Below are 26,442 nucleotides of genomic sequence, written 5' to 3' on the forward strand. Positions count from 1 at the left end.
TATGTCTGATTATTCAAGCCGTATTTTGGTTGTAGATGATGAAGAAAGAATTCGTCGTCTGCTCAAAATGTATTTAGAGAAGGAAGGCTATACGATCGACGAGGCCGAGGACGGAGAAACGGCACTTAGATTGGCTTCGAATACGGATTATGCGCTCATTCTGTTAGATGTGATGCTTCCGGGGATCGACGGAGTAGAAGTGTGTTCACGTCTGCGTCAAGTGAAGGCGACTCCTGTTATTATGTTAACTGCAAAAGGCGAAGAGATGAACCGTGTGCAAGGCTTTGAGGTTGGAGCAGATGATTATGTGGTCAAGCCTTTCAGCCCGCGCGAGGTCATCTACCGCGTTAAAGCAATATTGAGACGTTCTTCTGCAACAGCATTTCTAACCAAAGAAATAAACTCAAGCAACAATATTGTTTTCCCGCATCTCGTTATTGAGCATGATGCTCATCGCGTGACAGCTGGAGGACAGGAAGTAAGCTTAACCCCTAAGGAATATGAGCTGCTGCATTATTTGGCGGTTTCACCGGATAAAGTGTTCTCACGTGAGGAACTGCTTAAGGATGTTTGGAACTACGAGTTTTTCGGTGACCTGCGGACAGTTGATACGCATGTAAAGCGACTGCGTGAGAAACTGAATAAAGTGTCTCCGGATGCGGCATCCATGATTACTACTGTTTGGGGTGTCGGCTACAAGCTAGAGGTACCTAAGTAAATGAGCTTGTGGCATCGTTCGGTTGGCAAGTTGTATCGCAGTGTAGTTGGAAAGCTCTGGGCGACAATCATGCTGCTTGTTGCTGTCGTATTGCTTATCGTTGGCGTGTTTTTGCTGCAGTACGTTGAAATATGGTTTAAAGAAGACAATACGCATCAGGTGAAAGTGCTGTTTGTTCTAACGGCGATCATCGGATTTTTGTTATCAACATTTTTTGCTTTCTTCTTATCCAAAAAAATTCAACAGCCGCTGCTTCAACTTAAAGATGCAGCGGTATCGATTTCTCAAGGGAATTATACAACTCGAGTTCATATACGCTCCAGTGATGAGATCGGTGAGCTTGCGGATACGTTTAACCATATGACGGAGCAGCTGGATAAACTGATTCATGATATCAATCATGAGAAAAACCATCTTGCGAGCATTTTGCGAAGTATGGGAGATTCAGTCATTACCTTCGATGCGGAAGGTAAAGTCATACTTACGAATCCAGTTGGTCATTTACTAATCAATCAGTGGTCAGGGGTAGAGCTTGCTTGGCAAGAGGATGAGTCCGAGGACTCGACTGCATATTCCGAGGTTCCAATGCCGCTCCGCGAGTTGTTTCAAAGAGTGATGGAAGAGGGCAGGGATATTACCGATAAGGTTCATGTGCTAAGCAGCGTGTGGTCTGTTGTGATGGCTCCGCTGCAATCCAAAGGTGTTATTCGCGGAGCAGTAGCTGTTATCCGTAATGTCACGGAGGAGCATAAGCTGGAGAAGCTTAGAATAGATTTTGTGGCGAATATCTCGCATGAGATTAGGACGCCATTGTCCATGCTGCAAGGCTACAGCGAGGCACTGCTGGATGATATCGTCGTGTCAGAGGATGACCGCAAGGAACTCGTTCAAGTCATTTATGATGAATCGCTGCGAATGGGCAGGCTTGTGAATGATTTTCTAGATATCGCTCGGATGGAAGCCGGCCATGTAGATATGAATTTTCAGGAGATTGATCTCGGACATGTGTTGAAACGAGTTCACCGGAAATTTCAGGTCTATGCGAAGGAGCGCGAGGTGAAGCTGATTGCTGAGCTGCCGAGTGAGCCGCTGCTTGTTAAGGAAGCCGATGAGGATCGGCTTGAGCAGGTACTAACTAACTTGCTTGATAATGCTTTGCGTCACACGCCATCTGGAAAGTCGATTACAATTGCTGGACAACAAGCAAGCGTCAATGGAAGCCAGTATGTCGAGCTTAGCGTTAGAGACGAGGGTCAAGGTATTCCGACGGAAGATGTGCCGTTTATCTTCGAACGCTTCTACAAGGCAGATAAGGCGCGTAAACGCGGTTCTTCAAGCGGTACAGGTCTTGGTCTTGCGATTGTCAAAAATCTAATTGATCTTCATCATGGACGGATTGTCGTCGAGAGCAGCCCAGGCATTGGAACATCGTTTACAATACTAATTCCTGTCGAAGCTCATCAATAGTTGTCAAGGCGCTCCTTAGGGGGCGCTTTTTTTGTAGAATGCAGCAGATAATTCTTGTTGTTCGTGAAACAAAAAAAAAGAGCCAACCGAATGATTCGGCGGGCTCTTTTGATATTTATTTTGAACGTATTAATTAAACAAGAGTAATTTCTTTGGCTGTGTTTAGCTCAGGCATGTTAGTAAGCTGTTCAAGCACGTTTTTAGGCGTTGCTTTATCAACTCTTAGAACCATGATTGCTGAACCGCCAACAAGCTGACGACCTACTTGCATCGTTGCAATGTTAACGTCATTGTTACCAAGCAGTGTTCCTACCCGGCCAATAATCCCTGGTTTATCGTTGTGTGAGATTAGAATCAGGTTACCTTCAGGCGTAACATCTACAGGGAACTTGTCGATGTGAACGATACGAGGACCGTAGCCAGTCAGCATTGTGCCAGAAACGACACGTTCTTCTTTTTTAGTACGCAACGATACGGTTACTAGATTCGTAAAATCCTTCGACGCATGCGATTTTTGGATAACGATATTCACATCACGTACTTTGGCAAGATGCAGGGAGTTAACGACATTAACCTGATCGGAGCCAAGGTGATGAGCAAGAACACCGCGAACGATATGGCGAGTAAGCGGTTGAGTATCAACCTCAGCAAGCTCACCAGAGTATCCAACAACGATTTCTGTAACAGCACCTTCTGTAGATTGAGCAATAAAGTTACCAAGCTTCTCGCCAAGTGTAAAGTAAGGCTGAAGAATGCTTAGCAGATTTGCCGGAATTGGCGGCATGTTAACTGCATTGATGAACGGCTCGCTGCGTAGAATGTGAAGCACTTGTTCAGAAACGTCAATCGCAACGTTTTCTTGAGCTTCAACTGTTGAAGCGCCAAGGTGTGGAGTTACGATAATTTTTGGATGTGTCAAGAAAGGATGGTCGTTAGCAGGAGGCTCGACTTCAAACACGTCGAATGCAGCGCCTGCAACGATACCTGCATCCACTGCATCAACCAAAGCAATCTCATCAATGATGCCGCCGCGTGCGCAGTTTACAATACGCATTCCAGGCTTCATGACTGCAAATTGAGCTTTGCCGATCATATGGCGAGTTTCAGGTGTCAAAGGTGTATGTACTGTCATAAAATCCGCATTACGGACAATATCATCCACGCTTGCAAGCTTAATGCCCATTTTCTCTGCTCTTTCTTCTGTCATGAACGGATCGTAACCCATAATATCCATACCGAAAGCTTTAGCGCGCTTTGCAACTTCGCTACCGATTCTTCCCATACCGAGTACTCCAAGCGTTTTGCCGCGAAGCTCTACGCCGAGGAAGGATTTACGGTCCCAAGTCCCATTAACAGTTTTCATGTACGCTTGCGGAATGTGACGGGCAACTGCCATTATCATAGCAAAAGTATGCTCACAAGTTGTAATGGTATTGCCATCAGGTGCATTAATTACGATAATTCCTCGTTGTGTAGCTGCGTCAAGGTCGATATTATCGACACCAACACCAGCACGACCAACTACTTTAAGCTGTTTGCCAGCCTCCATAATTTTTGCTGTTACACGCGTTTGACTGCGTACTAGCAAAGCGTCGTATTCGCCAATAATGGCCACTAGCTCGTCTTCGCTTAATCCAGGTTTTTTGTCGACTGCGACATCTGACGCATCAACAAGCTGCTGAATGCCCAAATCGCTGATTGGATCGGAAACTAACACTTTAAACATGTGAAGTATGCCTCCTAAAATGGGGCGAAGCTTTAGGGCTTCGCTTAATATGAACAGAAAAACCCTCTTCCCGGCACCGTTGTGCAGCAGCGGGACGAGAGTTTGATCATCGATCTTAGACTTTTCTATTTTAATGCAAGGTGACGGACAAAAGCAATCCTCAAACTTGCTGAATTGTGAAAATTTCGTTATGATTCAAGCATCATAAGCAACAAATTACGACATTGGAGGTCATTATACGTGGCAAAATGGCAAAATGTGACTCCTCAATTTTTATTGGAATTGCTGGAGAATGAACAAGTAAAAGCGAGTCAAATCATAGATGTAAGAGAAGAGTTTGAATGGGAGTATTACCATTTGGAAGGTTCTGTCTTATTGCCGATGAACACGCTGCCTATTAAGCTGCACGAGCTGGACGATACGCTGCCTGTCTACATCATATGTGCGCATGGTGTTCGAAGTGTAGCGGTATGCAATTACTTAGAAGAAAAAGGCTACAGCAGCCTTCACAACGTTTCCGGTGGGATGGCGGCTATAGCCTCATTAAAAGGATTTCAATATGATTAGCATCATTGCTTACGATCAAATCAATTTGTTTCAGGGTAGAAAAAAGGCAGCTGAGGCAGAAGATCCTGCTGATAAAGCCGCGATTTACTTTCATTAAAATCGCCTGATCGCACTGCTTCTGTACTGATTAGAAGATCAACAACAGCTGAAACGGTATGCAGCTTCATCTTCGTTGCTTGTCCCGAAACGATTAGCTCGTCAACCCGGCTTGTTAAATCATGCGGATAGTAAGCTGTTAGTTTTTTGCGATTTTGGAGCTGATCGGCCATTAGTTTGTTTTTAATCGTTATCGATAGATTCTTCCAATCGGATAGTTCCAGTATAGCAGGAGACTTATAATCGGATGGAATATCAAGATCTACAGTTGCTGACCATTTCAGCATGGCTGAATAATAAGCTTGCTGAGCATTTAAAGCAAACTGAGCGGCGGAGAGATAGGTTTTTTCTTGTTCGATATTTTCCTTCAAATCAGTAAAGTTTAATTTCTTTGCGCTAGCCGCTGCAATGTCGGCTGCTTCTTTGAATAGTTTTAGACTTCGTATATAACTGACCTGAGATTGACCGAGCAAAGGAGATTTTTGCATATCAAACGAGCTAGCTTCCTTTGCTTTTGCATCTGCAAGGCTCGCCAAATCTTTAAACATAGAGGTTGCTTCAATTGTTTTTCCTTGCGATAATTTGTTCATAGCTGCGAACCATTCGTTTTGAAATTCACGGTAAGGTAAAAATACAGTATGATAGAAAGAGACCAAATCTTGTTGTTGATACGGGATTGTTGAAGCGCTAGTCGCCTTCGATCCCTCAGCTTCTTTCAAATACTTATCATTGGTCTTTTCAGTACCAATTTGAATGCCGTAGAAAAAAGCGCCTACTGTACAAACTAGCAAAAATACAAATCCAACACTGAATAACATTGCGTTTGTTGTTAATCGTTTTTCCATCTCAATCGCTGTCTCCTTCTATGTAAAAAAAAATTATGCTGTCGAATTGTTCTACCAGTATAGGGTAAAAGGTTAAAAAAGAAAATATGAACGTTTCAGACAGGCGGGAAGCTATGAAAAAATTTGATATTCGTAATATTCGCATTCGCAAGGTGTCCGTTGATGATCTGGATGACCGTATGCTGTTGATCAATTTATATGCAACTCAAGCGTTTACTTTTATTATCGGCTTAATATGGGTTTTATTTCAGCACCAAAATTTGATTACCTTATTTACTCCTCCAAAGGAGCTTGCTTTCGTTTATTGGGGAGTGGGGTTAGCCGCAGCTGTAATTGTGATTGATTTGCTTATTTCTCGCTTTGTGCCTGAGGAAGCCAGTGATGACGGCGGAATTAATGACCGGATTTTTCGTACGCGTAAGGTTTGGCATATTGCTGTTATTTCCTTAGTAGTAGCGATTTGCGAGGAACTTTTATTTCGTGGAGCGATTCAGCATGCCATTGGTCCCTATTGGACAAGCATTATTTTTGCTACTATTCATGTAAGATACTTAAAACATTGGATTCCAACCGGACTCGTATTTTCCATCAGTTATGGTTTAGGTTGGATTTATATGCAATCGGGTTCGATTTGGGCGCCGATCATCGCTCATTTTCTTATTGATTTTATTATGGGGTTAATTATTCGATTTAGGAGGGAGTCATGAGCAGGAAAGAAAAGTTTGGAAGCGCGAGGGGACCATCACAACATGGAAGGACGGCAGAGTCGTCCAGCATCGGAGCGGATTCCAATCAGGGAGATTCTCTGCCGCCTAGGCGGCAGAAACATTCTTCAAATATGAACAAGGTAACGAAATGGTATTATAATTTGTTGTTCCTGCTGTTTGTGGGTTTGGTTGGCGGGCTTTTCTGGTATGGCTTAAAATTTACGGAGTAATCTCAATGGAAGCAGGATCAATGAATCCGTAACCTTTGCTCTCCAAAGTGTTGAGAAGCTCATCGAGCGCATCGGAAGTCCATTGCAGCTCGTGCATGAGAATATTGGCTCCGGGGTGCAGCTGATCCAGCACGTTTTTGATAACGACATCAGGTTTATTCTTCGCAGATTTATCCCAATCCATGGAACCATTTGACCACGTCATGTATAGCATGCCGTGGTTTTTTGCTATTTCTTTGACCGCATCTCCACCTGCACCATAGGGAGGTCGGAAAAACAAAGGTTTTTTGCCAATTAAAATATTGATATCCGTTTGAAGATCTCCAATTTGTTGTTCAATAACCTCTTTGGGTTCATTTTTTAAATTGTTATGGTCCCATGAGTGATTGCCTACCGTTTGGCCTCGTTCATCAATCAGCTTCAATAACTCTGGATTTTGTTTCACTCGATAGCCATTCACGAAAAAAATTGCCTTTGCATTATGTTTATGGAGTGTATCAAGCATGCTGGTTAAAACAGCCTCATCTTTTGGCCCATCATCGAATGTAAGCAAAACAACTTTGTCGGTCGTCCCTTCTTGAGCAGGAACGAAGCGGTAGGATTCATTCATTCGATAAAGTGGTGTGGCGCTCGCTTCAATCTCTTCTGTGGGGGATGGAGCAGGCTCCTCCTCCGAAATGGACATTTCTTCATTAGCTTGGTCATTTGAGCTCGCAAGGGGCTCTTGCAAGGCAGCAGCGGGTGCAGATTCAGATGAAATAGGTTTATTTTGGTCTTGCTGCTGTGTGCTGCAGGCTGTTAGTAGCGACCCAAGAAGCAAAATGACAATTGGCAGGTTGTACTTCATGATGCTTGCCCTCCATAAATTAGTTGTAAAAGCTGCTGAATCGTCATCATTGTATCATATTTGCCTAAATGAAGGATTAGAATGATTTCCTTATTTTATATGGAATGAGGGCGCTGGCTGGCGGTCAAACTAACAACTGAATACGCAAGATGAATTAGGAAAGAGGTGTTCGCGATCATGAAGTTAAGTGGCTTTATAGTCGGTGGATTAATTGGCGCGGCAGCAACGGTATATATCTCGCGCAGACAACCTGGAGCAGTGTCATGGGCAACTAACGCCTGTTCAGATGTTTTTTCTTCGGTTGCTCGAAATTCAGTTGCCAGAATGATGAGTAAATCAATAAAGGAAGAAACGTCTGCTCATTCCCCAAAGCAGTCCGGCGATACCGGCGTAAAATCCGAAGCCGCTTGGGGACAAATTGAAGCGATTGTAAACAGTGATCCCGAATTAAAGAAGGAAGCGGACAAGATAAGGGCGGAATCATCAGCGATTGCCCATTAATCATGCAGCGGGAAACCAGAATCGTTTGGACGCAAAGCAGAAATGCGATGCGATCAAACGATTCTTTTTTTCGTTCATTTAGTAGTGCATTCGATGAAAAGACATGATAAAGTAGTTACATAGCATGATTTGGTCAATTTGATCACATCTTATTTAAAAAATTCATACGCTATTACAACAGATGCTGCAGAGGAGGATCCTGTCATGAAAATCGAACGACTGAGTCAGGATAAGATACGGATTTTCCTGACGTTCGACGACCTGCTGGAACGGGGTATCCAGAAGGACGACATGTGGCGCGAAATTCCAAAAGTACACGAACTATTCAGTGAAATGATGGATCAAGCATATAGTGAACTTGGATTCGATGCCAGCGGCCCATTAGCGGTCGAAGTGTTTGCCCTCCCCGCACAAGGTATGGTAGTGATTGTCACCCGTGGCAAAATGCACAGTCATGCAGGCGATAGACCCACCGAAGATGACGACACGGAAGACGAAATATACGATATGGAAGTGACGCTTGAGCAAAGCGATGTAGTGATGTACTCGTTCCGTGACTTTGAGGATGTCATTTCCGTTTGCAAGCAATTGCTAAGCTCAACGCTAACTGAAGATGGACGGTTATATTCTTATCATGGCAAATATATTTTAGCGTTAGAGCCAGCTCTTATCGATGCCTCTAGGCATAACGCTGTTATTGCACTGCTCGCTGAGTATGGTGAAGCGACATCGGTAACCTATGCCATGTTGGAAGAGTACGGAAAAGTGATTATGCCCGAATCAGCGATACGGGACATATGTAATCATTTTACATTTTAAACAAATGTTCATGGATAGAGCATCTGCAGGCTGAATTTTGTCTGTACGATGCTCTTCTTGCATAATAACAGCTATAAGAATGGAATATACGAGAGGAAAGGCGTTCATATTAGATATAGACAAAGGCGGTGAATGGAATGAGTAATAAAGAAGCAAACAATGTTTTGCATTCTACTCAAATTGTAATTGAAGAAGCGCTGCGCAGACTTGGCTATGATCAGGATATGATTGACCTTTTGAAGGAGCCCATGAGACTCTTAACTGTTCGTATTCCAGTTCGAATGGATGATGGTAAGACAAAAGTATTTACAGGATATCGTGCTCAGCATAATGATGCGGTAGGCCCAACCAAGGGCGGCGTGCGCTTTCATCCAGCTGTCTCGGAAAATGAGGTAAAAGCATTGTCCATTTGGATGAGCTTAAAATGCGGCATTGCAGATCTGCCATATGGAGGCGGCAAGGGCGGCGTTATATGTGATCCGAGGACAATGTCCTTTCGAGAGATCGAGGGATTAAGCCGGGGCTATGTGCGAGCGATCAGCCAAGTTGTGGGACCAAGCAAAGACATACCTGCGCCTGATGTGATGACTAATTCTCAAATTATGGCTTGGATGATGGACGAGTACAGCCGGATACGTGAATTTGATTCGCCTGGTTTTATTACGGGCAAACCGCTCGTGCTTGGCGGCTCCAAAGGAAGAGAGACAGCTACAGCACGAGGGGTCGTTATTATGATTGAAGAGGCTTTACGCCTAAAAAATATTGATTTGAAAGATGCACGAATCGTCATTCAAGGCTTTGGAAATGCAGGGAGTTACCTTGCCAAATTCATGCATGAGGCCGGTGCGCGCGTAATAGGTATTTCCGATGTGAACGCGGCGTTGTATAATAAAGAAGGACTCGATATCGAATATTTGCTGGATCGTCGAGATTCCTTTGGGAATGTAACGAATTTATTTACGAATACGATCACGAATGCTGAGCTGTTGGAGCTTGACTGTGACGTACTTGTCCCAGCAGCAATCGAGAATCAAATAACAGATCAAAACGCTCATCTTATTCGAGCATCGATCGTGGTTGAGGCTGCCAATGGTCCAACAACGCTTGAAGGAACACGAATCTTGTCGGACAAAGGCATTTTGTTAGTACCGGACGTTCTTGCAAGCAGCGGGGGTGTTATCGTATCCTACTTTGAATGGGTGCAAAACAATCAAGGGTACTACTGGGAAGAGCAAGAAGTGGATGATAAGCTGAAGCTTATGATGATCCGCGGCTTTAACCAAGTGTATGAAATCCACCGCACCCGTAAGGTTGATATGCGACTTGCTGCTTATATGGCTGGAGTTCGAAAGATGGCTGAGGCAGTACGCTATCGTGGCTGGGTGTAAGAAAGTAGGGGAAGAATGCTATTGTTTTCTGTTTTGACCGCAGCTGTTGCGCCAGGCGTTTCGCTGCTTACTTATTTATATTTAAGGGATCGTTACGAGGCAGAGCCAATCTACATGGTAGCTAGAATGTTTGTGCTAGGCATTCTTGTTGTTGTGCCTATAATGGTTATTCAACGAGGACTTCAGCTTTGGCTTGGTGAGAATCCGATTGTTTTTGCTTTTGGAGAATCAGCAGGCGTTGAGGAGTTTGTGAAATGGTTCGTATTGTATCACGTCATTTACAACCATACGGAATTTGACGAGCCATACGATGGTATTGTATATGCAGCATCGATATCGTTAGGCTTCGCGACGCTTGAGAATGTTTTGTATGCAATATATTCTCCTGCAACCTTTGGCACACTTCTTGTTAGAGCACTGCTCCCCGTATCAGGTCATGCATTGTTCGGTATCATGATGGGCTATTATTTAGGGAAAGCGAAGTTTGCACCTAAGAACAAATCCAAATATTTCTTAGGCATATCACTTTTGCTGCCGGTTATTCTACATGGTACTTACGATTGGATCATGATTACGTTGCGCACAAATTGGATGTATTTTATTATTCCGTTTATGATTGTGCTCTGGTTATGGGGTTTACGCAAAATGCATCATGCGAATGCACGATCACCCTTTCGATTTCTCGTCCGTGAAGATGAGATTAAACTGTAGTTGATCCGTCCATACTTACATTATATTGCAATGCCTGAAATGACGGCATTCGAATAATCGCTGAGGAGGGGCATATGGAGGCTGCAAGAATTAAGGTAACGATTAGGTGCAATGTATGCGGTGAGAAATTCGTGCTTCGCGGACGAAGAGAAAAAGACGCCATTGATACCGGTTTTAAGCAATGCATCTGCAGTAATGCGAATGATCTCGAAATTGAAGAGCATAGTGTTTTTTAAAGGGAAATACATGAAGAAATGACAAATAAATAGATGGATGCATAAAGCTCCCTTGGGCAAACCAAACTAAAACCAGGTTTTGCACAAGAAAGGAGCTTTTGTATTATGTACCGTCGACTCAGCTCAATCCTATTTCCCATTATGACTGTGCTTTTTATTGGCGCTGCCTACTGGGGCTATCAGGAGCTACAAGAGAAAAACGCGATTTTGATAAAGGCCGAAAACCAATATCAACGAGCATTTCACGACTTAACTAATCATGTCGAGCAGTTGCACCAGCAGTTAGGCAACACGCTTGCTGTTAACTCAACCTCTCAAAGCTTTCATCGGAAGGGTCTTGTTAATGTATGGCGCTTAACAAGCCAAGCACAAAACGAAATCAACCAGCTCCCTGTTACGATGCTTCCTTTCAATGAAGCAGAAGATTTCTTGTCGCGTATTGCCAATTTTGCATACAAGACCTCTGTTCGTGATTTGACGAAACAGCCGCTCACCCCAGATGAATTTAAGACGATGAAGACGCTATATACAAATTCGGAGCAAATATCAAAAGATCTTGCGAAAATGCAAAAAGATGTGATCGATAACCGCTTACGCTGGATGGACGTTGAGATTGCGATAGCTTCGAAAGAAGCGGGAAATCCTAATGTGATCGTAGACGGCTTTAAGTCAGTCGATAAGAAGGTAAGTGAATATCCTGAAATCAATTGGGGGCCTTCTGTAAGCAGCATGTATCAGAAGCGCACGATCAAGATGCTCAGCGGGAAAATGGTAACCGCAGAAGATATTAAGAAACAAGCGGCCAAGTTTACAGACCACCCGAATGCCGAGATTAACGTCGTTGAAAATGCCAAGGGGACGGAATATGCTTCTTTCACAGCAAATGTGAAAGAAGGAAAAGACAATACGCTTCAACTGGATTTTTCAGAAAAGGGCGGCCAGCTCCTATTTTTTATGAATTCTCGGGAAATCGGAGAACGTAAGGTGGGCTTAGAAGAAGCGAGGTCCTCTGCAGATTCTTTTTTGAAGAAGCACGGATTTCCTGATATGAAGGCCATAAGCTATGATATGTATGGAAACACAGGTGCTTTTACTTATGTTGGCTTGCAAAATGGGGTTTTAATTTACCCGGATAAGTTGACTGTGAAAGTAGCGCTTGATAAAGGGCAGACAGTTGGCCTGCAAGCCAATGATTATGTATTCCAGCATCATAAGCGTAATATACCAGCTCCGATCATTTCGAAAGAGAAGGCTCGGAAGGCGTTAAATCCAGAAATGAAAGTTAGAACCGATCAAATGGCACTGATTTACAATGATTTAGGTGAGGAAGTGCTTTGCTACGAATATACGGGAGAAATGAACGGAACGATTTATCGCGTTTATATAAACTCAGAGAATGGCTTGGAAGAATCAATTGAGGAAATGTCTCACAGCGATTCCAAGGCAGCTTCTGACAAATAACGATATGGCTCCCCTCAAAACGACGTGTTATAATGACATGTAAATGGGGGGAGTCAATTTGTTGCCTAAAGTGAACCAAATGCTGTACTATCAGATCGCTTCTTCAGATGAAGAGGAAGCTTCAATTGAATACAAGTCTCGAATTGCCGATGAGCAAGAGGACGGCTTACTAATAGAGATTCCGATCAGCGAGAAATCAGGCAGGTACAAGCGTCTCTTTTTGGGTGACGAGCTTTCTGTCTATTTTGTATCCGAAGACGGTATAAAAAATTATTTTGACTCACATGTACTTGGTTTCAAAGAAGACGGCGTACGGCTAATCAAAATTCGCAGACCTGAGGCAGACCGCATAACAAAGGTTCAACGCCGCAGCTTTCTCCGTGTTTCAGCTGACCTAGAAATTGCGGTAAAGATGTCTAGCCAAGCAAGATTTGTTTGCATGACCGATGATGTTGGCGGTGGAGGCATTTCATTTATATGTGATGGAAAATGGCAGCTCGTACCGGAACAGGTGCTGGAATGCTGGTTACTTGTTCCATTTAAGAATGGGACCATAGAGCATGCTTTTTTTCGAGGAGAAGTAGTACGTGTTGTCGAGCTTGAGTCCGGAAGGAAACAGGCGATGATTAAATATGTCAGCATTAACGATTCAGAACGGCAAAAAGTGATAAGATATTGCTTCGAGAAGCAGCTAGAATATCGTAATCGTTGAATAACATTTGATAAATATGGAAAACTAACCTGAAAGAGGAAGGTGGTTTTTCGTGTGAGGCGAACGTTTTTTGGCAAAAAAAAGAGCCGTAAACAAATCATTAAACTAACAGATGAAGTGAGCAATATATTGAAGAAAATCATTATTACGCTCGTTATTATACTCCTTTGTTCACAAGCAGCTTTGCAAAATGATGCGGTTCGATATTGGCTGACGGGCGTGGATCAGTGGGAAGGAACCCACATGAACTGACGCTCAGCTTTTGCATCTGCGTATATTGTGTGGTATAATTTTCACGTTCGCAGGCAAAGCCTGCTTTTTTCTTGAGAGGTTTGCGTCGCATTCTTATATGCATCCGGCCAGCCGTCTCTACTAAAAAGGGGGTTGACCTTAAGTGGTGCATCACGAAGGTGAAAGCTACCGCATGAACATTGCAATTGACGGACCAGCAGGTGCGGGTAAGAGCTCGGTTGCGCGAAAAGTCGCCGAGCAGCTTGGATATGTGTATATCGATACGGGCTCGATGTATCGCGCTGTAACACTCAGCGCTCAGAGAGCAGCAGTAACGGCGGATCAGACTGCCAAGCTAGCTGAACTAGTAAGATCTTTAGAGATTGAGCTTCAGCCAGGTGAGCAAGGTCAGTCCGTATTTGTGAATGGGGAAAATGTAACCGCATTGATTCGCTCGCGCGAGGTGACGCTTCAGGTGTCTCATATTGCTGCGAACGAAACCGTACGTGAGGTACTCGGCACTTTGCAACGCAAACTTGCTGAGCGCAAGGGTGTTGTTATGGACGGTCGGGATATTGGTTCACACGTGCTGCCAAATGCGGAATTGAAAATTTTTCTTACCGCATCCGTTAAGGAACGGGCGCTTCGCCGTTACCGTGAAATAGCGGATACCCAAACTATAACACTAGCCCAGTTGGAAGCTGAGATTGCAGAGCGCGATCGTTTGGACGAGCAACGTGACATCTCACCGCTAATATGCGCTGATGATGCTGTAGTTCTCGACAGCACCGCCATGACAATTGACGAAGTAATTAACGCAATTGTGAATTTAAGCCGAACCAAATCAGGGGAGGCGAAGTAAACTATGTCATATCTTATTTTTAGGTTTCTCTTGCGTGTCATTTACACGGTGTTATTTCGATTGGAAGCAAGGGGCACGGAAAATATTCCAGCCGAAGGGCCAGTTGTTCTCGCTTCAAATCATTTAAGTAACTTTGATCCCCCTACGGTCGGTGTCAAGGTGAAGCGCAAAGTGTATTTTATGGCGAAAGAGGAATTGTTCAGAATTCCTGTTTTTGGGCCTCTGATTCGTTCGTTTGGTGCTTTCCCGGTCAAACGCGGCGGCGTGAGCAAAGACGCTATCAAGTCAGCGATCACCCTGCTGAAAGACGGCAATGTGATGGGTATATTCCCAGAGGGTTCCCGCAACAATCAGTCTGGGGCGGCCAAGAAAGGCGCAGCCATGATTGCCATTCGGAGCGGAGCGGTAGTCGTTCCCGTCGCTATTGTCGGCAAGTATAGACCATTTAGCAAAATAATCGTTTGTTACGGCAAGCCTATTGATCTTACTGCAATTATTGAGGAATCATCACCAGATATGCTTGAGCAAGTAACAGACGCCATTATGGCTCGCATTCGCGAGTTAGCTGCAAACAATCGTTAATTTAAGTTTTAAATGCTGCTTTCGCTCTAGGCGCTTGCGGATTTAAATAAAGTTGGGGTATGAACTGAGGAGGTTATTTCAATGTCAGAAGAAACTAATGTGCAAGAATCCGTGGCGGAAGAAGTAAGCCAAGACGCTTTGGATAATTTCGTGTCTTTGAAAAAAGGCGATTCCGTTAAAGGTACAATCGTCAAAATCGAAGATAACCAAGCTTATGTAAGCCTTGGATATAAATATGACGGCGTTATTCCGGTTCGTGAGCTTTCTGCAGTGCAGATTGAAAACGCAGCGGAAGCTGTTCAAATCGGTCAAGAGGTTGAGCTTAAAGTTGTTAGCATCGACGACGAGAAAGAAAAGCTTGTTCTTTCAAAACGTCAAGTTGACGGCGAGAAAGCATGGGATGTTCTTGAAAAACGTTTTGAGAGCGGCGAAGTATTTGAAGTTGCTGTTGCTGACGTTGTTAAAGGCGGACTTGTTGCTGATGTTGGCGTTCGTGGTTTCATTCCAGCATCCATGGTTGAGCGTCACTTCGTTGAAGATTTCGCAGGTTACAAAGGTCGCACGCTTCGCGTGAAGATCAAAGAAATCGATCGTGAGAACAACAAAGTTATCTTGTCTCAAAAAGAAGTTCTTGACGCTGAATTTGAATCAAGCAAAAAGCAAGTTATTGCTGCGCTTGAAGTTGGCCAAGAGCTAGACGGTACCGTTCAACGTCTTACACCATTCGGCGCTTTTGTTGATATCGGTGGTATTGATGGTCTTGTACACGTATCCGAACTTTCATGGCAGCACGTTGCACATCCAAAAGATGTTGTAGCTGAAGGTCAAGCGGTTCGCGTTAAAGTACTTAAAGTAGATCCGGCAGCTGGCAAAATCAGCCTTAGCTTGAAAGCCGCTCAACCAGGTCCTTGGGATTCTGCAGGTGGTCAATTTGCAGTTGGCGATATCGTAACAGGTACAGTTCGTCGCCTTGTTCCATTTGGCGCTTTCGTTGAAATCGCTCCAGGCGTTGAAGGTCTTGTTCACATTTCCCAAATCGCTCACCGCCACATTGCAACTCCTAACGAGGTTCTTCAAGAAGGCCAAGAAGTTCAAGCGAAAGTTCTTGATTTCAACCCATCTGAAAAACGCGTTAGCCTAAGCATCAAAGAAACAGAAGAAGCGCCTGAGCAAGCAGCTCCTAGCGCTAGACCTGAAAGAGCTCCACGCTCACCAAAAATCGAGAAAATCGATAACCCGAATGTTAGCTTGAGCAACGAGAGCATGAGCTACTCGCTTGCAGAGCGTTTCGGCGACAAACTTAAAAATCTTAAATAACATTTTATTTATACAAGAAGGAGCTATTTCTGCGAAATATCGCAGGAATAGCTCCTTTTTTTTGGTGCATAATAGGGGGTACAAGAGGTGAGAAAACGTTGAACCCCGGATATATGTCAATTTGGATTATGATTATTGTGTTTATTCTCATTGCGACCGGCTGGAAGCCCTATTTGGCGCCAGAAATTAGCCGTCGTATAATGTCACTTTATGCTATCGCGATCATGGCATTGCTTGGCGTTTCGTTTTGGTGGGCACCATTTCCACACCTGCTTCATGTGCAGCTCCATGTTAGCGTTTGTTTGTTATTGCTGATCGGCTTACTAGCATTCAAAAATACGGAGGATTGGAGTTATAAAGGTTACTTATTATTGTGTACGATAATCATTGCTGTCATTTGGGGTTTCGTTCGCAAAATGTATAGTTTTGATCCTGTTTTTCATTGGATTGATCCGAGCTTTGATGCTCCTTTGTTGTGCGGAATTTTTTGTGGAGCATTTACAGCTCACGTAAAACAGCAGTTTGGGATCATCGTATGGGGGGCAGTCCTCGGTGAATCGATAAATGCAGCTCTGCGATTCGGTTCGTACACTGCTCATATTGGCAATGTTGCGTGGTGGGATAGCTTTTGGATTGCTTTAGCGGCTGCGGTGTTGACCAGCCTGCTGTTAAAGTCGCTCCGAATCGGCATATCGAAGCTAAGCGGAATACTATGGCATATTAAAGGAGGACGTTCATCCTAATGCAACATTTTCTCAGCGAAAATAAATATTTAGTTGGCGTTCTGCTCGGTATTTCTTTCGGAATCATTTCACGTCTGCTTATGCTTAGAACGGACTATCGCCAATATCCAACATATCCGCATGGCCGTATTATTCATATTTCACTCGGTGTAATTGCAGCAGCACTTGGTGCTGTTGCGGTGCCGGCTTTGTTTAATAAGGACTATACGGCAATAACATTTCTTACATTGGCAGCTCAACAGTTTAGAGATGTTCGCAAGATGGAACGCGAGACTTTGACGAAAATCGACAGTATGGAGCTGGTTGGACGAGGTTCGACATATATCGAGGGCATTGCGATGGTTTTTGAGGGACGCAATTATTTAGTAATTATGACTGCGTTACTTTCATGTTTATTTGGGATATTAGTTAATATATGGACAGGAATACTTGCTGGAGTTCTATCACTGCTCATTGTCGAGAAGCTTAAGTCTGGAAAAGCAATTTCTCATATTGCCGCCGTGGAAAGCGCTCAGGTTCGGGTGGACGGTCCTGATCTATTCGTAGATAACGTTTATATTATGAATGTGGGTTTGAAATCCAATCAAGAAATTATAGCAGCGCGTGGAATGGGTTTTATTTTGACACCATACAATTCGAACGGAAAAGTTACCATAAGTAATCTTGGACAACGGCAGGCGATTCTTTATGATTTAGCTACGATATTAGGCGTCTATCGTGACGATGGTGAGCCTGCACTAATACCGATGGCAAAACTGGATATGAAGGATGGGCGATTGGCTATATTTATTTTGCCGCAGGAGCTTGATGAGGATAAAGGTAAAGCCGTTATTATGCGTGTACCGATTCTAGAATCCGCAGTTCGAATGCCGACAGAAGCATCCGTAAACAAGAAAGGAGCGGGGGAGAATGGCTGAGATTGTAGCTGTCGTATCGATTTATGCGGATTCAGTTAGCGGCGGAGCGCCTATTTTTATAGCAGAGAATGAAAAAAAACTCGAAGAAACCTCGTTCCTGCTTGAGAAGATTTTGGATGCGAGTGCGCATGATTTAAAGAACGGTACAATTATACTGGTCAATCATCGATAATATGAAAAGTTAGCCAAGAACGCACTTTTTTGCTATGATGGATAGCGTGAGTATTTTTGAAGGAGTGGAAAACAAACATGGCAAGACCCGTTATCGCTATTGTCGGTCGTCCAAATGTGGGTAAATCCACGATTTTTAATCGGGTAATCGGCGATCGTCTAGCAATTGTTGAGGATAAACCGGGTGTCACTCGTGACAGACTTTATGGCACCGGAGAGTGGAATGGCAAACCGTTCAGCATTATTGATACTGGCGGTATTGAAATTGATGGCGAAGACGAAATTATGAAATCTGTCCGTATGCAGGCTGAACTCGCGATCGAAGAAGCAGATGTAATTATCTTTATGGCGGATGCGAAAACAGGTTTGACGCATGCGGATGATGAAGTTGCTCAAATGCTGTTTCGTTCAGGCAAGCCTGTTGTGCTGGCTGTTAATAAAGTTGACAATCATGGCCGCATGGACGAGGTTTATGAGTTCTATGGACTAGGCTTTGGTGAACCAATCGCAATTTCTGGCTCGCATGGACTTGGAATTGGAGATTTGCTTGATGCTGCAGTTGAGCTGCTTCCAGACCAAACAGACGATGGTTACGATGAAGATGTCATTCGTGTTGCGCTAATTGGACGTCCAAACGTGGGGAAATCATCTCTTGTTAATGCACTACTTGGGGAAGATCGTGTTATTGTAAGTAATGTTGCAGGTACGACACGCGATGCAATTGATACACCTTTCGAGCGTGATGGGCAACGCTATGTGCTGATTGATACAGCCGGCATGCGCAAACGAGGCAAGGTGTATGAGTCAACAGAAAAATACAGCGTAATGCGTGCAATGAAAGCGATAGAACGTGCGGATGTAGTTCTCGTCTTGATTAATGGCGAAGAAGGCATCATTGAGCAGGACAAGCATATCGCTGGTTACGCTCATGAAGCTGGAAAAGCATCAATATTTGTTGTGAATAAGTGGGATGTTGTCGATAAAGATGAGAAAACGATGCAAAATTTCTCGCAAAACATTCGTGATCACTTCTTATTCATGTCTTACGCACCAATCGTTTATCTATCAGCACTGACGAAAACGCGTTTGCATAAGCTTCTGCCTGTCGTGAAGCATGCTTCAGAGCAGCACGCTATGCGTATTCAGACGCATCTTCTAAATGATGTTGTATCGGATGCTGTAGCGATAAATCCGCCGCCATCTGACAAAGGTAAACGTCTACGAATTAACTATGTAACACAAGTAGCGATCAAACCGCCGACGATTGTTGTTTTTGTGAACGATCCGGAAATTATGCACTTCTCGTATGAGCGCTATTTGGAAAATAAAATTCGTGCTGCATTTAATTTTGAGGGGACACCAATACGCATATTCTCGCGTCGTAAGTCCGAAGAAGATTAGGGGAGAAGTAGCTTGTTATACGGAGTAATTGCGGTTGCTTTAAGCTATTTGTTAGGCTCAATATCATTTAGTATCGTTATAGCAAAATATGTTAAAGGTATCGATATACGTCAGCACGGCAGCGGAAACGCCGGAGCTACGAATACACTCAGGGTGCTCGGCAAAGGGCCGGGCATACTGGTGTTCTTACTCGATATCGCCAAAGGTGTGGCAACCGTATTCATTGGCCGGGCACTTAGTGATAATGATTGGATTCCAGTGCTATGCGGACTAGCTGCGATCATCGGGCACAATTGGCCGATTTGGTTCCGTTTTAAAGGCGGCAAAGGAATTGCAACCACCGTGGGTGTTATTGCGACGCTTTCATTTTTTCCTGCGCTTTATGCAGGGATTATCGCTATTGCGGTAATTGCTCTGACTAGATATGTTTCACTCGGTTCTTTATTGTTTGCTGCTTTAACGCCATTATTTATTTCCATCTTTTATTTTTCAGTGCCTTTACTATGTGCAAGTCTTCTGATCTGTATCTTCGCTTTCGTACGTCATCGGACGAATATTGTAAAGCTGTTCCAAGGGACGGAAAATAAGTTAGGTGCTAAGAAAGGGTAGTGAGCGTCGCATGACCAAGCTGAATTCAACCATAAAGAAAAATGCGGCTGTGCTTGTTGCGGGGAGCTGGGGCACTGCTCTAGCTTCCGTACTCGCGAATAACGGATATCATGTAAATCTTTGGACGCGCAGCAGCGAACAAGCGGAGGACATTAATCGAAATCATGTGAATAGCAAGTTTTTGCCTGGCGTTAAACTTCCAGAGCTGATTCATGCAACGACGGATATGAAGCTGGCGCTGCAGGATGCTGAGCTTACTTTGTTCGTTGCGCCTTCAGGCGCAATGCGCGATGTGGCTAAGCAAGCAGCGCCATTTCTGTCAAATGAGACGGTTGTTGTTCACGCAACTAAAGGCTTTGAATCGGATACGATGAAGCGGATGACAACTGTACTCTCAGAGGAACTTGGTCGGTCATTGGAACAGCTGGTTGTCCTATCCGGACCAAGCCACGCTGAGGAAGTTATCTTGAAGCAGCCAACTACGGTTGTAGTCGCATCTACAGACATCAAAGCAGCTGAGCAAGCTCAGGATGCGCTTATGAATACTCATTTCCGTGTATACACGAATCCAGATGTCGTAGGCGTGGAAGTGGCTGGAGCCATCAAGAACATCATAGCGCTCGGTGCTGGCTTGACGGATGGTCTTCAATTTGGCGACAATGCCAAAGCTGCTTTACTTACTAGGGGACTCGCGGAGATCAGCAGATTAGGAACTGCTATGGGTGCGAATCCGCTCACTTTTGCCGGTCTTGCAGGCGTCGGAGACCTTGTCGTCACTTGCACAAGCAAGCATAGCCGCAATTGGCGTGCAGGCTATATGCTAGCAGACGGGACGCCGCTTGAAGATGTGCTCAGCAAGATGGGAATGGTTGTAGAAGGCGTTCGCACGACTCGTGCAGCGTATAGTTTAGCCAAACAGTATGAAGTGGAAATGCCGATTACGTTTCAGCTATACGAGGTTTTGTTCGCAAATAAAGCACCACGGACAGCTGTTGAGCATCTTATGGGCAGACTTCGCACGCATGAAATCGAAGAGCTGGGCTAAGAACCAGCGCCTACACCAAACATCTGCCCTTCTCATATGATGCATGGAGCAAGACACATGCGCATGCTGGAGGTGTAGGGTATGGCGAGAGATTTTTCCAAGGATATTCTCAATTCGATTAATAAAAAGACTGGTAAGGGAATTTCCGAGAGCTCTGTCAAGAAGCTTGCCAGTGGAGTAACAGCAGAAACAATGCAAGACGAAGCTGAGCTCCGCAAGCTAATCAAGCAAGTATCGGAAGTGGCTAAAGTCAAGGTCTCGGAATCGACCGTAAATGATATCGTAAAAGCTGTCAAAGCCAGCGGCATGAGCGCTAGCAATATGGAAGCACTCATGAAAATGATGATAAAAAAATAAAATGAAGCGACAAAAGCGAGGAGCGTTCCGAATTTTATTATTCGGTTAAATGCTCTGTCGGCTTTTGTCCTTTTTTTTGTGCGATGTTATAATGGGTGAGAATTCATTATGATATAGATTAGGAGAATGGAATTATTATGGATGCGATGACAAAAATGTGGGTTTCGCTATTCGGCATTGGTATGATGGCGATTGCGGCCCTTTTAATTACGTTTGCTCGTTTGAAAACGAAAGGTGCAGTGAAATTTGTACTTTCGCTAATTGCGTTTCTCATTCTAATTATTGGATTTATTTGCGGTCTTATATCTATTATTTAACTCATACTACATAGGGGACGTTTGTTCACTGCAAAAAGGAGATTATGACATACAATGATTGAATTAAAGGGTAGGACCAAAACAGCTGTAGTAAAAGCAGAAGAAGGCTTGTCACTGCTTGACCTCGCACTTAAACATGAGATCGACTGGAGCTCCTCATGTGCTAGAGGTACATGTGCACGGTGCCGCTGCTTGGTAACAGAGGGCAGAGACCAGCTTGAAGAGGTAACAGATGTGGAGTGGGACCGCCTTGAGCCAGAGGAGTTTGATGAAGGTTACCGACTGGGCTGTCAGGCCGTAGTTAAAAGTGCAGATGCGATAATTAAAGCTGCCAACAAACCTTATTTTTAATGCATATGCAACTGAAGAAGGACGTGCCGGCGATGTCAGAACACGAACGAATTCATAAAGCGCTGGCTGTCGTGAAAAAAGCCGCTGAATCAAGTCAAGCGCAGTGGGTGATTGGCGGTAGTGCTAGTCTTATGTTAAGAAGCCTTCCATTATCAGCTGATCCTCGCGACTTGGATATTTATTGCGACGAAGAGGATATACACGCTATTTATAAGTCGCTGGAGTCATTCGCCATTGATCAACCGATTCTTAGTGTAACGGATATGTATCGCTCAACCCTTTGCCATTTTCTAATTCATGATATTCAGGTTGAGCTTGTTGGCGGCTTTGAGGTGAACGCCCGAGACTCCTATTATAAGACTATGGTTAGAGAGCTTCTGATTCCCCTCTCCAAACAAGTTAAACTACGCGATTCTGATCAATCCGTATCTGTTGTTCCACTTGCGCATGAGCTTTGGTTTAATTTTTTGCGTGGACGCATGGATCGTGTCGATCTTATCATTCAAGCGTATGCTGAAGCTCCTGCCCTTCATGAGGAAGCCTTGATTGCGATTGAATCAAATAATTCATTTGCTTTAGAGGCTAAGCGCAGTTTACATCAATTGTTATTCAATCGAAAGGTCGGTGGCTTGTGATGGATGGAGAGGTTACCTTTTGGCCATCTGGCAAGACCGTTAGAGTGAAGCCGGGTACAACGCTGCTAGACGCCGCCAGACGCGCTAATATCCCCATTCGTACACGATGCGGCGGCAAAGCTGCTTGCTTCATGTGCAAGGTCTCCGTGCGCCCTGGAAGTGTGCTGCAGCCGATTGCGGATGTGGAGAGGCGGAAGCTGTACGGATTAGACGGAGACCATATTCGATTGTCATGCCAAGCAAGAGTAGCTGGCAAAGTAGATGTGGAAATTCCGCTCGATCCGCTTCGAGCAGCAGTAGCGCGACAACTGGCAAAGCAAGCGGAGGAAAACGACGGATTATGGTAGCGGCATACGAAGTAGGTTTGCTACGCAAACCTAAGTTAATGCTTACGAAGTGGTTTGCTACGCAAACCTTAAGGAGGTTATAAACAATGAACGGAATATTTACGAAGAAGCTGCCGAGTTATGCTCGTCGAACAGCAGCATTTTCTGCTTTGTTTGTTATTTTGTTTGCGTTGTCGGGCTGCATGTATCCGAAAGACCAGCTCAAACAAAATCAGGTAGCTCCAAAAGATGCAGTGCGAAATGTGCAGGCAGCTATTGATCAATATAAGGCTGAAACGGGCATGCTGCCTATGAAGAACAGTTCGGCGGACACGCCGAGATATGAAAAGTTTTATATTGATTTTGGCGTGCTTGGGCGGACAGGCTATCTAACGGATATCCCTTCATCGGCTTTTGAGAAGGGCGGTAATTATAGCTACCTTATCATTGATGAAGAGACAACGCCTAGAGTGAAGCTGCTCGATATTTTAGCGTACCAAAAAATTAATGATATTCAGGCCTCGGTTACCTCCTATATCCAAACAAACAAAGTTCTTCCCAAAGGAGTACAAACCTACCCAGGTTATTATCAAATTGATTACAAAGCGATGAATAAATCTGCTCCGATTATTCAAAGTGTTTTTTCAGGGCAATCGATTCAAGCGCTCGTAGATGATAATGGCGTTGTATACTCTGACTATGGTATCGATATTATGCAATTTATTCAGAAAAGCGGAAAAACAGATTTTGCTGCGGAGTTGGATTTGCGTACATTGCTAGTCGATGGATCAGACTTTGTTCCCGTCAAAGCACCTGTTTATCACTATGTAAATAATGAGCCGCAGGCTGTAAAGCAATAGGATCATACACGTTTATACTTAAATGTTACCTTATAGCCTCTCCTTGACTATTGTCTTGGAGAGGTTTTTTTTGACCATTAGGGTCATAGATTTGCTCTTTTTCTCATATAACTCAATCTTGGAAGGGAAGCCCGCAGAGGAACAAAAAAAGATTTCATGCAAGGAATCGTCATAATCGGAAAGCTTGCACATAAGATGTTACTAGTCCAAAAAGCATGTACGAGTTGCGTCGCTGGCCTGCCCTATTGACCGGTGGATGGCGGCGAACCGGAAAAATCAATTGGGAGGGGATATTCAGTGGAGAAAGTAGATATTTTCAAGGACATAGCCGAAAGAACCGGCGGGGATATTTACCTCGGGGTTGTCGGGGCTGTCCGGACGGGCAAATCAACGTTTATTAAACGGTTTATGGAGACGGTTGTACTTCCTAACATTGCGAACGAATCAGACCGTGCGAGAGCCGTGGATGAACTTCCTCAAAGCGCCGCAGGTAAGACGATTATGACAACAGAGCCAAAATTTGTCCCGAATCAAGCGGTAAAGCTCAGGGTTACCGATGGACTTGAGGTAAACATGAGACTGGTCGATTGTGTTGGATATGCTGTAGAAGGCGCGAAGGGCTATGAGGACGAAAATGGTCCACGCATGATCACAACTCCATGGTTCGATGAGCCAATTCCATTTCAGGAAGCGGCAGAGATCGGAACGCGCAAAGTAATACAAGAGCATTCAACACTCGGTGTTGTTGTTACGACAGACGGTTCAATCGCCGAAATTCCGCGCAGCTCCTATGTTGTTGCTGAAGAGCGTGTCATTAACGAGCTGAAGGAAGTCGGCAAGCCATTTGTGCTCATCATTAACTCCACTCGTCCCAAGGGTGAAGAGGCCTTGCAATTACGCAATGAGCTGCAAGCGAAATATGATATTCCGGTTATGACGCTTAGCGTAGCGACGATGGGCGAGGAAGAGGTCATTTCGGTCTTGCGAGAAGTGCTCTACGAATTCCCTGTGCATGAGGTAAATGTTAATCTGCCGAGCTGGGTGATGGTGCTGAGCGATAGACACTGGCTGCGCAGCAACTACGAGAGTTCTGTACGTGATACGGTTAAGGATATTCGCCGGTTACGTGACGTCGATCGAGTAGTGACTCAGTTCATGGAATATGATTTCATTGCCAAAGCTGGACTAAGCGGAATGAATATGGGCCAGGGTGTCGCTGAGATCGACTTGTACGCTCCAGATGAGCTGTATGACCGTATCCTGATGGAAGTAGTCGGAGTCGAGATTCGCGGCAAAGATCACTTGCTTCAGTTGATGCAAGAGTTCTCTCATGCCAAGAGGGAGTATGACCGTTTTGCTGAAGCATTGGAAATGGTCAAAACGACCGGATACGGTATTGCAGCTCCGTCACTTGCAGAAATGGCTCTTGATGAGCCGGAGCTAATCCGTCAAGGCTCGCGCTTTGGGGTTAGGCTGAAGGCTACAGCACCGTCCATTCATATGATTCGTGTCGACGTGGAATCGGAATTCGCTCCGATTATTGGCACGGAGAAGCAAAGTGAAGAACTGGTAAGATACTTAATGCAAGACTTTGAGAATGATCCGATCAAAATCTGGGAGTCTGATATATTCGGTCGTTCCCTGCATTCGATTGTACGAGAAGGTATTCAGGGCAAAATTGCAATGATGCCGGATAATGCTCGCTACAAGCTTCAGGAAACACTCGGACGAATCATTAATGAGGGCTCCGGTGGATTGATTGCCATCATCCTGTAACTGAACGAATCTAGTATACAAATAAGCCGCCGCCAAATAGGGAGCGGTTTTATTTGTTTTGGCGGAAATGAAAGTTGCTACTTGAAATTGGCAAACGGCTGTATTACTATAGGTTTGTTCAGTTAAAAGGTATATTTTTGAAGTTTTCCGTTAATAAGAGGGATAAGATGAGAGTTTATATTGCAAACAAATAGTACTCACTAAGTACTTGGAGGAGGTGAAACAATGAACAAAACAGATTTGATTACGAAAGTAGCTGAATTGACTGATCTTTCGAAGAAAGATGCAACAAAAGCAGTTGACGCTGTTTTTGATGCTATTTCCGATGCGTTGCAAAGCGGAGATAAAGTCCAATTGGTTGGATTTGGTAACTTCGAAGTTCGCGAGCGTCAAGCCCGTAAAGGCCGCAACCCGCAAACAGGAGATCCTATCGATATCGCAGCTAGCAAAACACCTGCTTTTAAACCAGGAAAATCACTTAAGGACCTCGTATCCAATTAAGCATACTTTAGTGAAAAACGCTTGGACGGAATACCGTTCGAGCGTTTTTTTGTATATTTGCATAAGAGAATGGATTGCACAAATGTTATACATCCACTATAATTCACATGGAAGCTTGGAATTACGGATGCGGAGGGATAACGATGGAGCCTACAACTGGCGAGTATATTGTCGTAAAGGCAAAGGATCAAGGCGTTCAAGTCATCGGATTAACACGCGGACTGGACACGAAATTTCATCATACGGAAAAGCTTGATAAAAACGAAATATTGATTTGCCAATTTACCGATCATACTTCAGCCATTAAAATTCGGGGTAAAGCGGTCGTCATGACGAAATACGGAACAATGGAAACTGATCAGTAGCAACTAATGAGCAAAGCAGGCTAAGCCTGCTTTTTTTTTGCCTGC

34 protein-coding genes are annotated in these 26,442 nt (G+C 44.3%); 31 read left to right on the forward strand and 3 right to left on the reverse strand.

Annotated elements, in window-relative coordinates; genetic code table 11:
* Window position 1 precedes the first annotated feature (1 nt).
* Both AC0YN6_RS13035 and AC0YN6_RS13040 read left to right on the forward strand, forming a co-directional pair.
* On the forward strand, window positions 2-718 hold the full coding sequence (locus AC0YN6_RS13035; protein ID WP_053376699.1) for a response regulator transcription factor: 717 nt from the start codon (window positions 2-4) through the stop codon (window positions 716-718).
* Window positions 719-2,185: a HAMP domain-containing sensor histidine kinase gene (locus AC0YN6_RS13040; protein WP_475747267.1), complete on the forward strand. Its 1,467-nt coding sequence runs from the start codon at window positions 719-721 to the stop codon at window positions 2,183-2,185. It abuts the gene before it with no gap.
* A 133-nt stretch (window positions 2,186-2,318) separates the two neighbouring features.
* Here the strand turns inward: AC0YN6_RS13040 and serA are convergent, their stop codons facing one another.
* The gene (gene serA, locus AC0YN6_RS13045; protein ID WP_475747268.1) at window positions 2,319-3,911 is read right to left on the reverse strand and encodes a phosphoglycerate dehydrogenase; all 1,593 of its coding nucleotides are present in this window, start codon (window positions 3,909-3,911) and stop codon (window positions 2,319-2,321) included.
* Window positions 3,912-4,151: 240 nt separating this feature from the next.
* Here serA and AC0YN6_RS13050 point away from each other — a divergent pair, with 240 nt between their 5' ends.
* A complete protein-coding gene (locus tag AC0YN6_RS13050) occupies window positions 4,152-4,478 on the forward strand; it encodes a rhodanese-like domain-containing protein (RefSeq protein ID WP_475747269.1) in 327 nt (108 codons plus the stop codon).
* Window positions 4,479-4,498: 20 nt separating this feature from the next.
* Here the strand turns inward: AC0YN6_RS13050 and AC0YN6_RS13055 are convergent, their stop codons facing one another.
* The gene (locus AC0YN6_RS13055; RefSeq protein ID WP_475747270.1) at window positions 4,499-5,419 is read right to left on the reverse strand and encodes a hypothetical protein; all 921 of its coding nucleotides are present in this window, start codon (window positions 5,417-5,419) and stop codon (window positions 4,499-4,501) included.
* A gap of 113 nt (window positions 5,420-5,532) precedes the next feature.
* On the opposite strand from AC0YN6_RS13055, the gene AC0YN6_RS13060 reads away from it, so the two are divergent.
* Complete coding sequence (locus AC0YN6_RS13060; RefSeq protein ID WP_475747271.1) at window positions 5,533-6,126, forward strand: lysostaphin resistance A-like protein; 594 nt, start codon at window positions 5,533-5,535, stop codon at window positions 6,124-6,126.
* Window positions 6,123-6,356, forward strand: coding sequence for a hypothetical protein (locus tag AC0YN6_RS13065; protein WP_475747272.1), 234 nt, complete (start codon window positions 6,123-6,125; stop codon window positions 6,354-6,356). Before AC0YN6_RS13060 ends, AC0YN6_RS13065 begins: the two co-directional genes overlap by 4 nt.
* Here the strand turns inward: AC0YN6_RS13065 and AC0YN6_RS13070 are convergent.
* Window positions 6,346-7,203, reverse strand: coding sequence for a polysaccharide deacetylase family protein (locus AC0YN6_RS13070; RefSeq protein WP_475747273.1), 858 nt, complete (start codon window positions 7,201-7,203; stop codon window positions 6,346-6,348). The genes AC0YN6_RS13065 and AC0YN6_RS13070 overlap by 11 nt on opposite strands.
* A 177-nt stretch (window positions 7,204-7,380) precedes the next feature.
* Between AC0YN6_RS13070 and AC0YN6_RS13075 the strand changes: the two genes are divergently transcribed.
* The 26 genes from AC0YN6_RS13075 (at window position 7,381) to mtrB (ending at window position 26,397) form a co-directional block, all read left to right on the forward strand.
* On the forward strand, window positions 7,381-7,704 hold the full coding sequence (locus AC0YN6_RS13075; protein ID WP_475747274.1) for a hypothetical protein: 324 nt from the start codon (window positions 7,381-7,383) through the stop codon (window positions 7,702-7,704).
* Window positions 7,705-7,908: 204 nt separating this feature from the next.
* Window positions 7,909-8,523 (forward strand): genetic competence negative regulator, encoded by a 615-nt coding sequence (locus AC0YN6_RS13080; protein WP_475747275.1) that lies wholly within the window; start codon window positions 7,909-7,911, stop codon window positions 8,521-8,523.
* A 137-nt stretch (window positions 8,524-8,660) separates the two neighbouring features.
* Complete coding sequence (locus AC0YN6_RS13085; RefSeq protein ID WP_475747276.1) at window positions 8,661-9,911, forward strand: Glu/Leu/Phe/Val family dehydrogenase; 1,251 nt, start codon at window positions 8,661-8,663, stop codon at window positions 9,909-9,911.
* Between the two features lie 15 nt (window positions 9,912-9,926).
* On the forward strand, window positions 9,927-10,622 hold the full coding sequence (gene prsW / locus AC0YN6_RS13090; RefSeq protein ID WP_475747277.1) for a glutamic-type intramembrane protease PrsW: 696 nt from the start codon (window positions 9,927-9,929) through the stop codon (window positions 10,620-10,622).
* 74 nt (window positions 10,623-10,696) lie between these two features.
* A complete protein-coding gene (locus AC0YN6_RS13095; protein ID WP_475747278.1) occupies window positions 10,697-10,858 on the forward strand; it encodes a hypothetical protein in 162 nt (53 codons plus the stop codon).
* A 105-nt stretch (window positions 10,859-10,963) separates the two neighbouring features.
* A complete protein-coding gene (gene ypeB, locus AC0YN6_RS13100; RefSeq protein ID WP_475747279.1) occupies window positions 10,964-12,319 on the forward strand; it encodes a germination protein YpeB in 1,356 nt (451 codons plus the stop codon).
* Window positions 12,320-12,377: 58 nt separating this feature from the next.
* A complete protein-coding gene (locus AC0YN6_RS13105) occupies window positions 12,378-13,031 on the forward strand; it encodes a flagellar brake protein (protein WP_475747280.1) in 654 nt (217 codons plus the stop codon).
* Between the two features lie 54 nt (window positions 13,032-13,085).
* Window positions 13,086-13,283, forward strand: a complete 198-nt coding sequence (locus tag AC0YN6_RS13110) for a hypothetical protein (protein ID WP_475747282.1) — start codon at window positions 13,086-13,088, stop codon at window positions 13,281-13,283.
* Window positions 13,284-13,455: 172 nt separating this feature from the next.
* Window positions 13,456-14,124 carry a (d)CMP kinase gene (gene cmk / locus AC0YN6_RS13115; protein WP_475747483.1) on the forward strand — a complete coding sequence of 223 codons (669 nt, stop codon included), beginning with the start codon at window positions 13,456-13,458 and terminating at the stop codon, window positions 14,122-14,124.
* A gap of 3 nt (window positions 14,125-14,127) precedes the next feature.
* Entirely contained in the window at window positions 14,128-14,706 is a 579-nt protein-coding gene (locus AC0YN6_RS13120; protein ID WP_475747284.1) for a lysophospholipid acyltransferase family protein, read from the forward strand.
* Between the two features lie 81 nt (window positions 14,707-14,787).
* A complete protein-coding gene (gene rpsA, locus AC0YN6_RS13125) occupies window positions 14,788-16,023 on the forward strand; it encodes a 30S ribosomal protein S1 (RefSeq protein WP_475747285.1) in 1,236 nt (411 codons plus the stop codon).
* A gap of 98 nt (window positions 16,024-16,121) precedes the next feature.
* Entirely contained in the window at window positions 16,122-16,766 is a 645-nt protein-coding gene (locus AC0YN6_RS13130; RefSeq protein WP_475747287.1) for a YphA family membrane protein, read from the forward strand.
* Window positions 16,766-17,683, forward strand: a complete 918-nt coding sequence (locus AC0YN6_RS13135) for a YIEGIA family protein (RefSeq protein WP_475747288.1) — start codon at window positions 16,766-16,768, stop codon at window positions 17,681-17,683. The genes AC0YN6_RS13130 and AC0YN6_RS13135 overlap by 1 nt, the downstream gene beginning before the upstream one ends.
* The gene (locus tag AC0YN6_RS13140) at window positions 17,676-17,855 is read left to right on the forward strand and encodes a capping complex subunit for YIEGIA (RefSeq protein WP_475747289.1); all 180 of its coding nucleotides are present in this window, start codon (window positions 17,676-17,678) and stop codon (window positions 17,853-17,855) included. The genes AC0YN6_RS13135 and AC0YN6_RS13140 overlap by 8 nt, the downstream gene beginning before the upstream one ends.
* A gap of 77 nt (window positions 17,856-17,932) precedes the next feature.
* Window positions 17,933-19,255: a ribosome biogenesis GTPase Der gene (gene der / locus AC0YN6_RS13145; RefSeq protein WP_475747290.1), complete on the forward strand. Its 1,323-nt coding sequence runs from the start codon at window positions 17,933-17,935 to the stop codon at window positions 19,253-19,255.
* Between the two features lie 12 nt (window positions 19,256-19,267).
* Window positions 19,268-19,864 (forward strand): glycerol-3-phosphate 1-O-acyltransferase PlsY, encoded by a 597-nt coding sequence (gene plsY, locus AC0YN6_RS13150; protein WP_475747292.1) that lies wholly within the window; start codon window positions 19,268-19,270, stop codon window positions 19,862-19,864.
* Between the two features lie 10 nt (window positions 19,865-19,874).
* The gene (locus tag AC0YN6_RS13155; RefSeq protein WP_475747293.1) at window positions 19,875-20,909 is read left to right on the forward strand and encodes an NAD(P)H-dependent glycerol-3-phosphate dehydrogenase; all 1,035 of its coding nucleotides are present in this window, start codon (window positions 19,875-19,877) and stop codon (window positions 20,907-20,909) included.
* An 81-nt stretch (window positions 20,910-20,990) separates the two neighbouring features.
* Window positions 20,991-21,266 carry a stage VI sporulation protein F gene (locus tag AC0YN6_RS13160; protein WP_475747294.1) on the forward strand — a complete coding sequence of 92 codons (276 nt, stop codon included), beginning with the start codon at window positions 20,991-20,993 and terminating at the stop codon, window positions 21,264-21,266.
* A 137-nt stretch (window positions 21,267-21,403) separates the two neighbouring features.
* Window positions 21,404-21,583 carry a DUF2768 family protein gene (locus tag AC0YN6_RS13165; RefSeq protein ID WP_475747295.1) on the forward strand — a complete coding sequence of 60 codons (180 nt, stop codon included), beginning with the start codon at window positions 21,404-21,406 and terminating at the stop codon, window positions 21,581-21,583.
* A 54-nt stretch (window positions 21,584-21,637) separates the two neighbouring features.
* On the forward strand, window positions 21,638-21,934 hold the full coding sequence (locus AC0YN6_RS13170; RefSeq protein ID WP_475747297.1) for a 2Fe-2S iron-sulfur cluster-binding protein: 297 nt from the start codon (window positions 21,638-21,640) through the stop codon (window positions 21,932-21,934).
* 32 nt (window positions 21,935-21,966) lie between these two features.
* A complete protein-coding gene (locus tag AC0YN6_RS13175) occupies window positions 21,967-22,569 on the forward strand; it encodes a nucleotidyltransferase family protein (protein WP_475747298.1) in 603 nt (200 codons plus the stop codon).
* On the forward strand, window positions 22,569-22,916 hold the full coding sequence (locus tag AC0YN6_RS13180; RefSeq protein WP_475747299.1) for a 2Fe-2S iron-sulfur cluster-binding protein: 348 nt from the start codon (window positions 22,569-22,571) through the stop codon (window positions 22,914-22,916). The genes AC0YN6_RS13175 and AC0YN6_RS13180 overlap by 1 nt, the downstream gene beginning before the upstream one ends.
* An 86-nt stretch (window positions 22,917-23,002) precedes the next feature.
* Window positions 23,003-23,755, forward strand: coding sequence for a hypothetical protein (locus AC0YN6_RS13185; protein WP_475747301.1), 753 nt, complete (start codon window positions 23,003-23,005; stop codon window positions 23,753-23,755).
* Between the two features lie 297 nt (window positions 23,756-24,052).
* Window positions 24,053-25,531 carry a stage IV sporulation protein A gene (spoIVA, locus tag AC0YN6_RS13190; protein ID WP_475747303.1) on the forward strand — a complete coding sequence of 493 codons (1,479 nt, stop codon included), beginning with the start codon at window positions 24,053-24,055 and terminating at the stop codon, window positions 25,529-25,531.
* Window positions 25,532-25,756: 225 nt separating this feature from the next.
* On the forward strand, window positions 25,757-26,032 hold the full coding sequence (locus AC0YN6_RS13195; protein WP_076336385.1) for an HU family DNA-binding protein: 276 nt from the start codon (window positions 25,757-25,759) through the stop codon (window positions 26,030-26,032).
* 143 nt (window positions 26,033-26,175) lie between these two features.
* Entirely contained in the window at window positions 26,176-26,397 is a 222-nt protein-coding gene (gene mtrB / locus AC0YN6_RS13200; protein ID WP_475747305.1) for a trp RNA-binding attenuation protein MtrB, read from the forward strand.
* Window positions 26,398-26,442: the final 45 nt, after the last annotated feature.

The sequence above is a fragment of the Paenibacillus sp. J22P15 genome (assembly GCF_056269345.1).

Coding starts and splice junctions, on each gene's coding strand:
- AC0YN6_RS13035 (WP_053376699.1), top strand. CDS start 2: ATGTCTGATTATTCAAGCCGTATTTTGGTTGTAGATGATGAAGAAAGA.
- AC0YN6_RS13175 (WP_475747298.1), top strand. CDS start 21,967: ATGTCAGAACACGAACGAATTCATAAAGCGCTGGCTGTCGTGAAAAAA.
- AC0YN6_RS13165 (WP_475747295.1), top strand. CDS start 21,404: ATGGATGCGATGACAAAAATGTGGGTTTCGCTATTCGGCATTGGTATG.
- AC0YN6_RS13135 (WP_475747288.1), top strand. CDS start 16,766: ATGCAACATTTTCTCAGCGAAAATAAATATTTAGTTGGCGTTCTGCTC.
- AC0YN6_RS13120 (WP_475747284.1), top strand. CDS start 14,128: ATGTCATATCTTATTTTTAGGTTTCTCTTGCGTGTCATTTACACGGTG.
- mtrB (WP_475747305.1), top strand. CDS start 26,176: ATGGAGCCTACAACTGGCGAGTATATTGTCGTAAAGGCAAAGGATCAA.
- rpsA (WP_475747285.1), top strand. CDS start 14,788: ATGTCAGAAGAAACTAATGTGCAAGAATCCGTGGCGGAAGAAGTAAGC.
- AC0YN6_RS13095 (WP_475747278.1), top strand. CDS start 10,697: ATGGAGGCTGCAAGAATTAAGGTAACGATTAGGTGCAATGTATGCGGT.
- prsW (WP_475747277.1), top strand. CDS start 9,927: ATGCTATTGTTTTCTGTTTTGACCGCAGCTGTTGCGCCAGGCGTTTCG.
- AC0YN6_RS13170 (WP_475747297.1), top strand. CDS start 21,638: ATGATTGAATTAAAGGGTAGGACCAAAACAGCTGTAGTAAAAGCAGAA.
- serA (WP_475747268.1), bottom strand. CDS start 3,911: ATGTTTAAAGTGTTAGTTTCCGATCCAATCAGCGATTTGGGCATTCAG.
- AC0YN6_RS13070 (WP_475747273.1), bottom strand. CDS start 7,203: ATGAAGTACAACCTGCCAATTGTCATTTTGCTTCTTGGGTCGCTACTA.
- AC0YN6_RS13055 (WP_475747270.1), bottom strand. CDS start 5,419: ATGGAAAAACGATTAACAACAAACGCAATGTTATTCAGTGTTGGATTT.
- AC0YN6_RS13155 (WP_475747293.1), top strand. CDS start 19,875: ATGACCAAGCTGAATTCAACCATAAAGAAAAATGCGGCTGTGCTTGTT.
- AC0YN6_RS13085 (WP_475747276.1), top strand. CDS start 8,661: ATGAGTAATAAAGAAGCAAACAATGTTTTGCATTCTACTCAAATTGTA.
- cmk (WP_475747483.1), top strand. CDS start 13,456: ATGAACATTGCAATTGACGGACCAGCAGGTGCGGGTAAGAGCTCGGTT.
- AC0YN6_RS13065 (WP_475747272.1), top strand. CDS start 6,123: ATGAGCAGGAAAGAAAAGTTTGGAAGCGCGAGGGGACCATCACAACAT.
- AC0YN6_RS13080 (WP_475747275.1), top strand. CDS start 7,909: ATGAAAATCGAACGACTGAGTCAGGATAAGATACGGATTTTCCTGACG.
- ypeB (WP_475747279.1), top strand. CDS start 10,964: ATGTACCGTCGACTCAGCTCAATCCTATTTCCCATTATGACTGTGCTT.
- der (WP_475747290.1), top strand. CDS start 17,933: ATGGCAAGACCCGTTATCGCTATTGTCGGTCGTCCAAATGTGGGTAAA.
- AC0YN6_RS13075 (WP_475747274.1), top strand. CDS start 7,381: ATGAAGTTAAGTGGCTTTATAGTCGGTGGATTAATTGGCGCGGCAGCA.
- AC0YN6_RS13140 (WP_475747289.1), top strand. CDS start 17,676: ATGGCTGAGATTGTAGCTGTCGTATCGATTTATGCGGATTCAGTTAGC.
- AC0YN6_RS13160 (WP_475747294.1), top strand. CDS start 20,991: ATGGCGAGAGATTTTTCCAAGGATATTCTCAATTCGATTAATAAAAAG.
- AC0YN6_RS13060 (WP_475747271.1), top strand. CDS start 5,533: ATGAAAAAATTTGATATTCGTAATATTCGCATTCGCAAGGTGTCCGTT.
- AC0YN6_RS13195 (WP_076336385.1), top strand. CDS start 25,757: ATGAACAAAACAGATTTGATTACGAAAGTAGCTGAATTGACTGATCTT.
- AC0YN6_RS13040 (WP_475747267.1), top strand. CDS start 719: ATGAGCTTGTGGCATCGTTCGGTTGGCAAGTTGTATCGCAGTGTAGTT.
- AC0YN6_RS13180 (WP_475747299.1), top strand. CDS start 22,569: ATGGATGGAGAGGTTACCTTTTGGCCATCTGGCAAGACCGTTAGAGTG.
- AC0YN6_RS13185 (WP_475747301.1), top strand. CDS start 23,003: ATGAACGGAATATTTACGAAGAAGCTGCCGAGTTATGCTCGTCGAACA.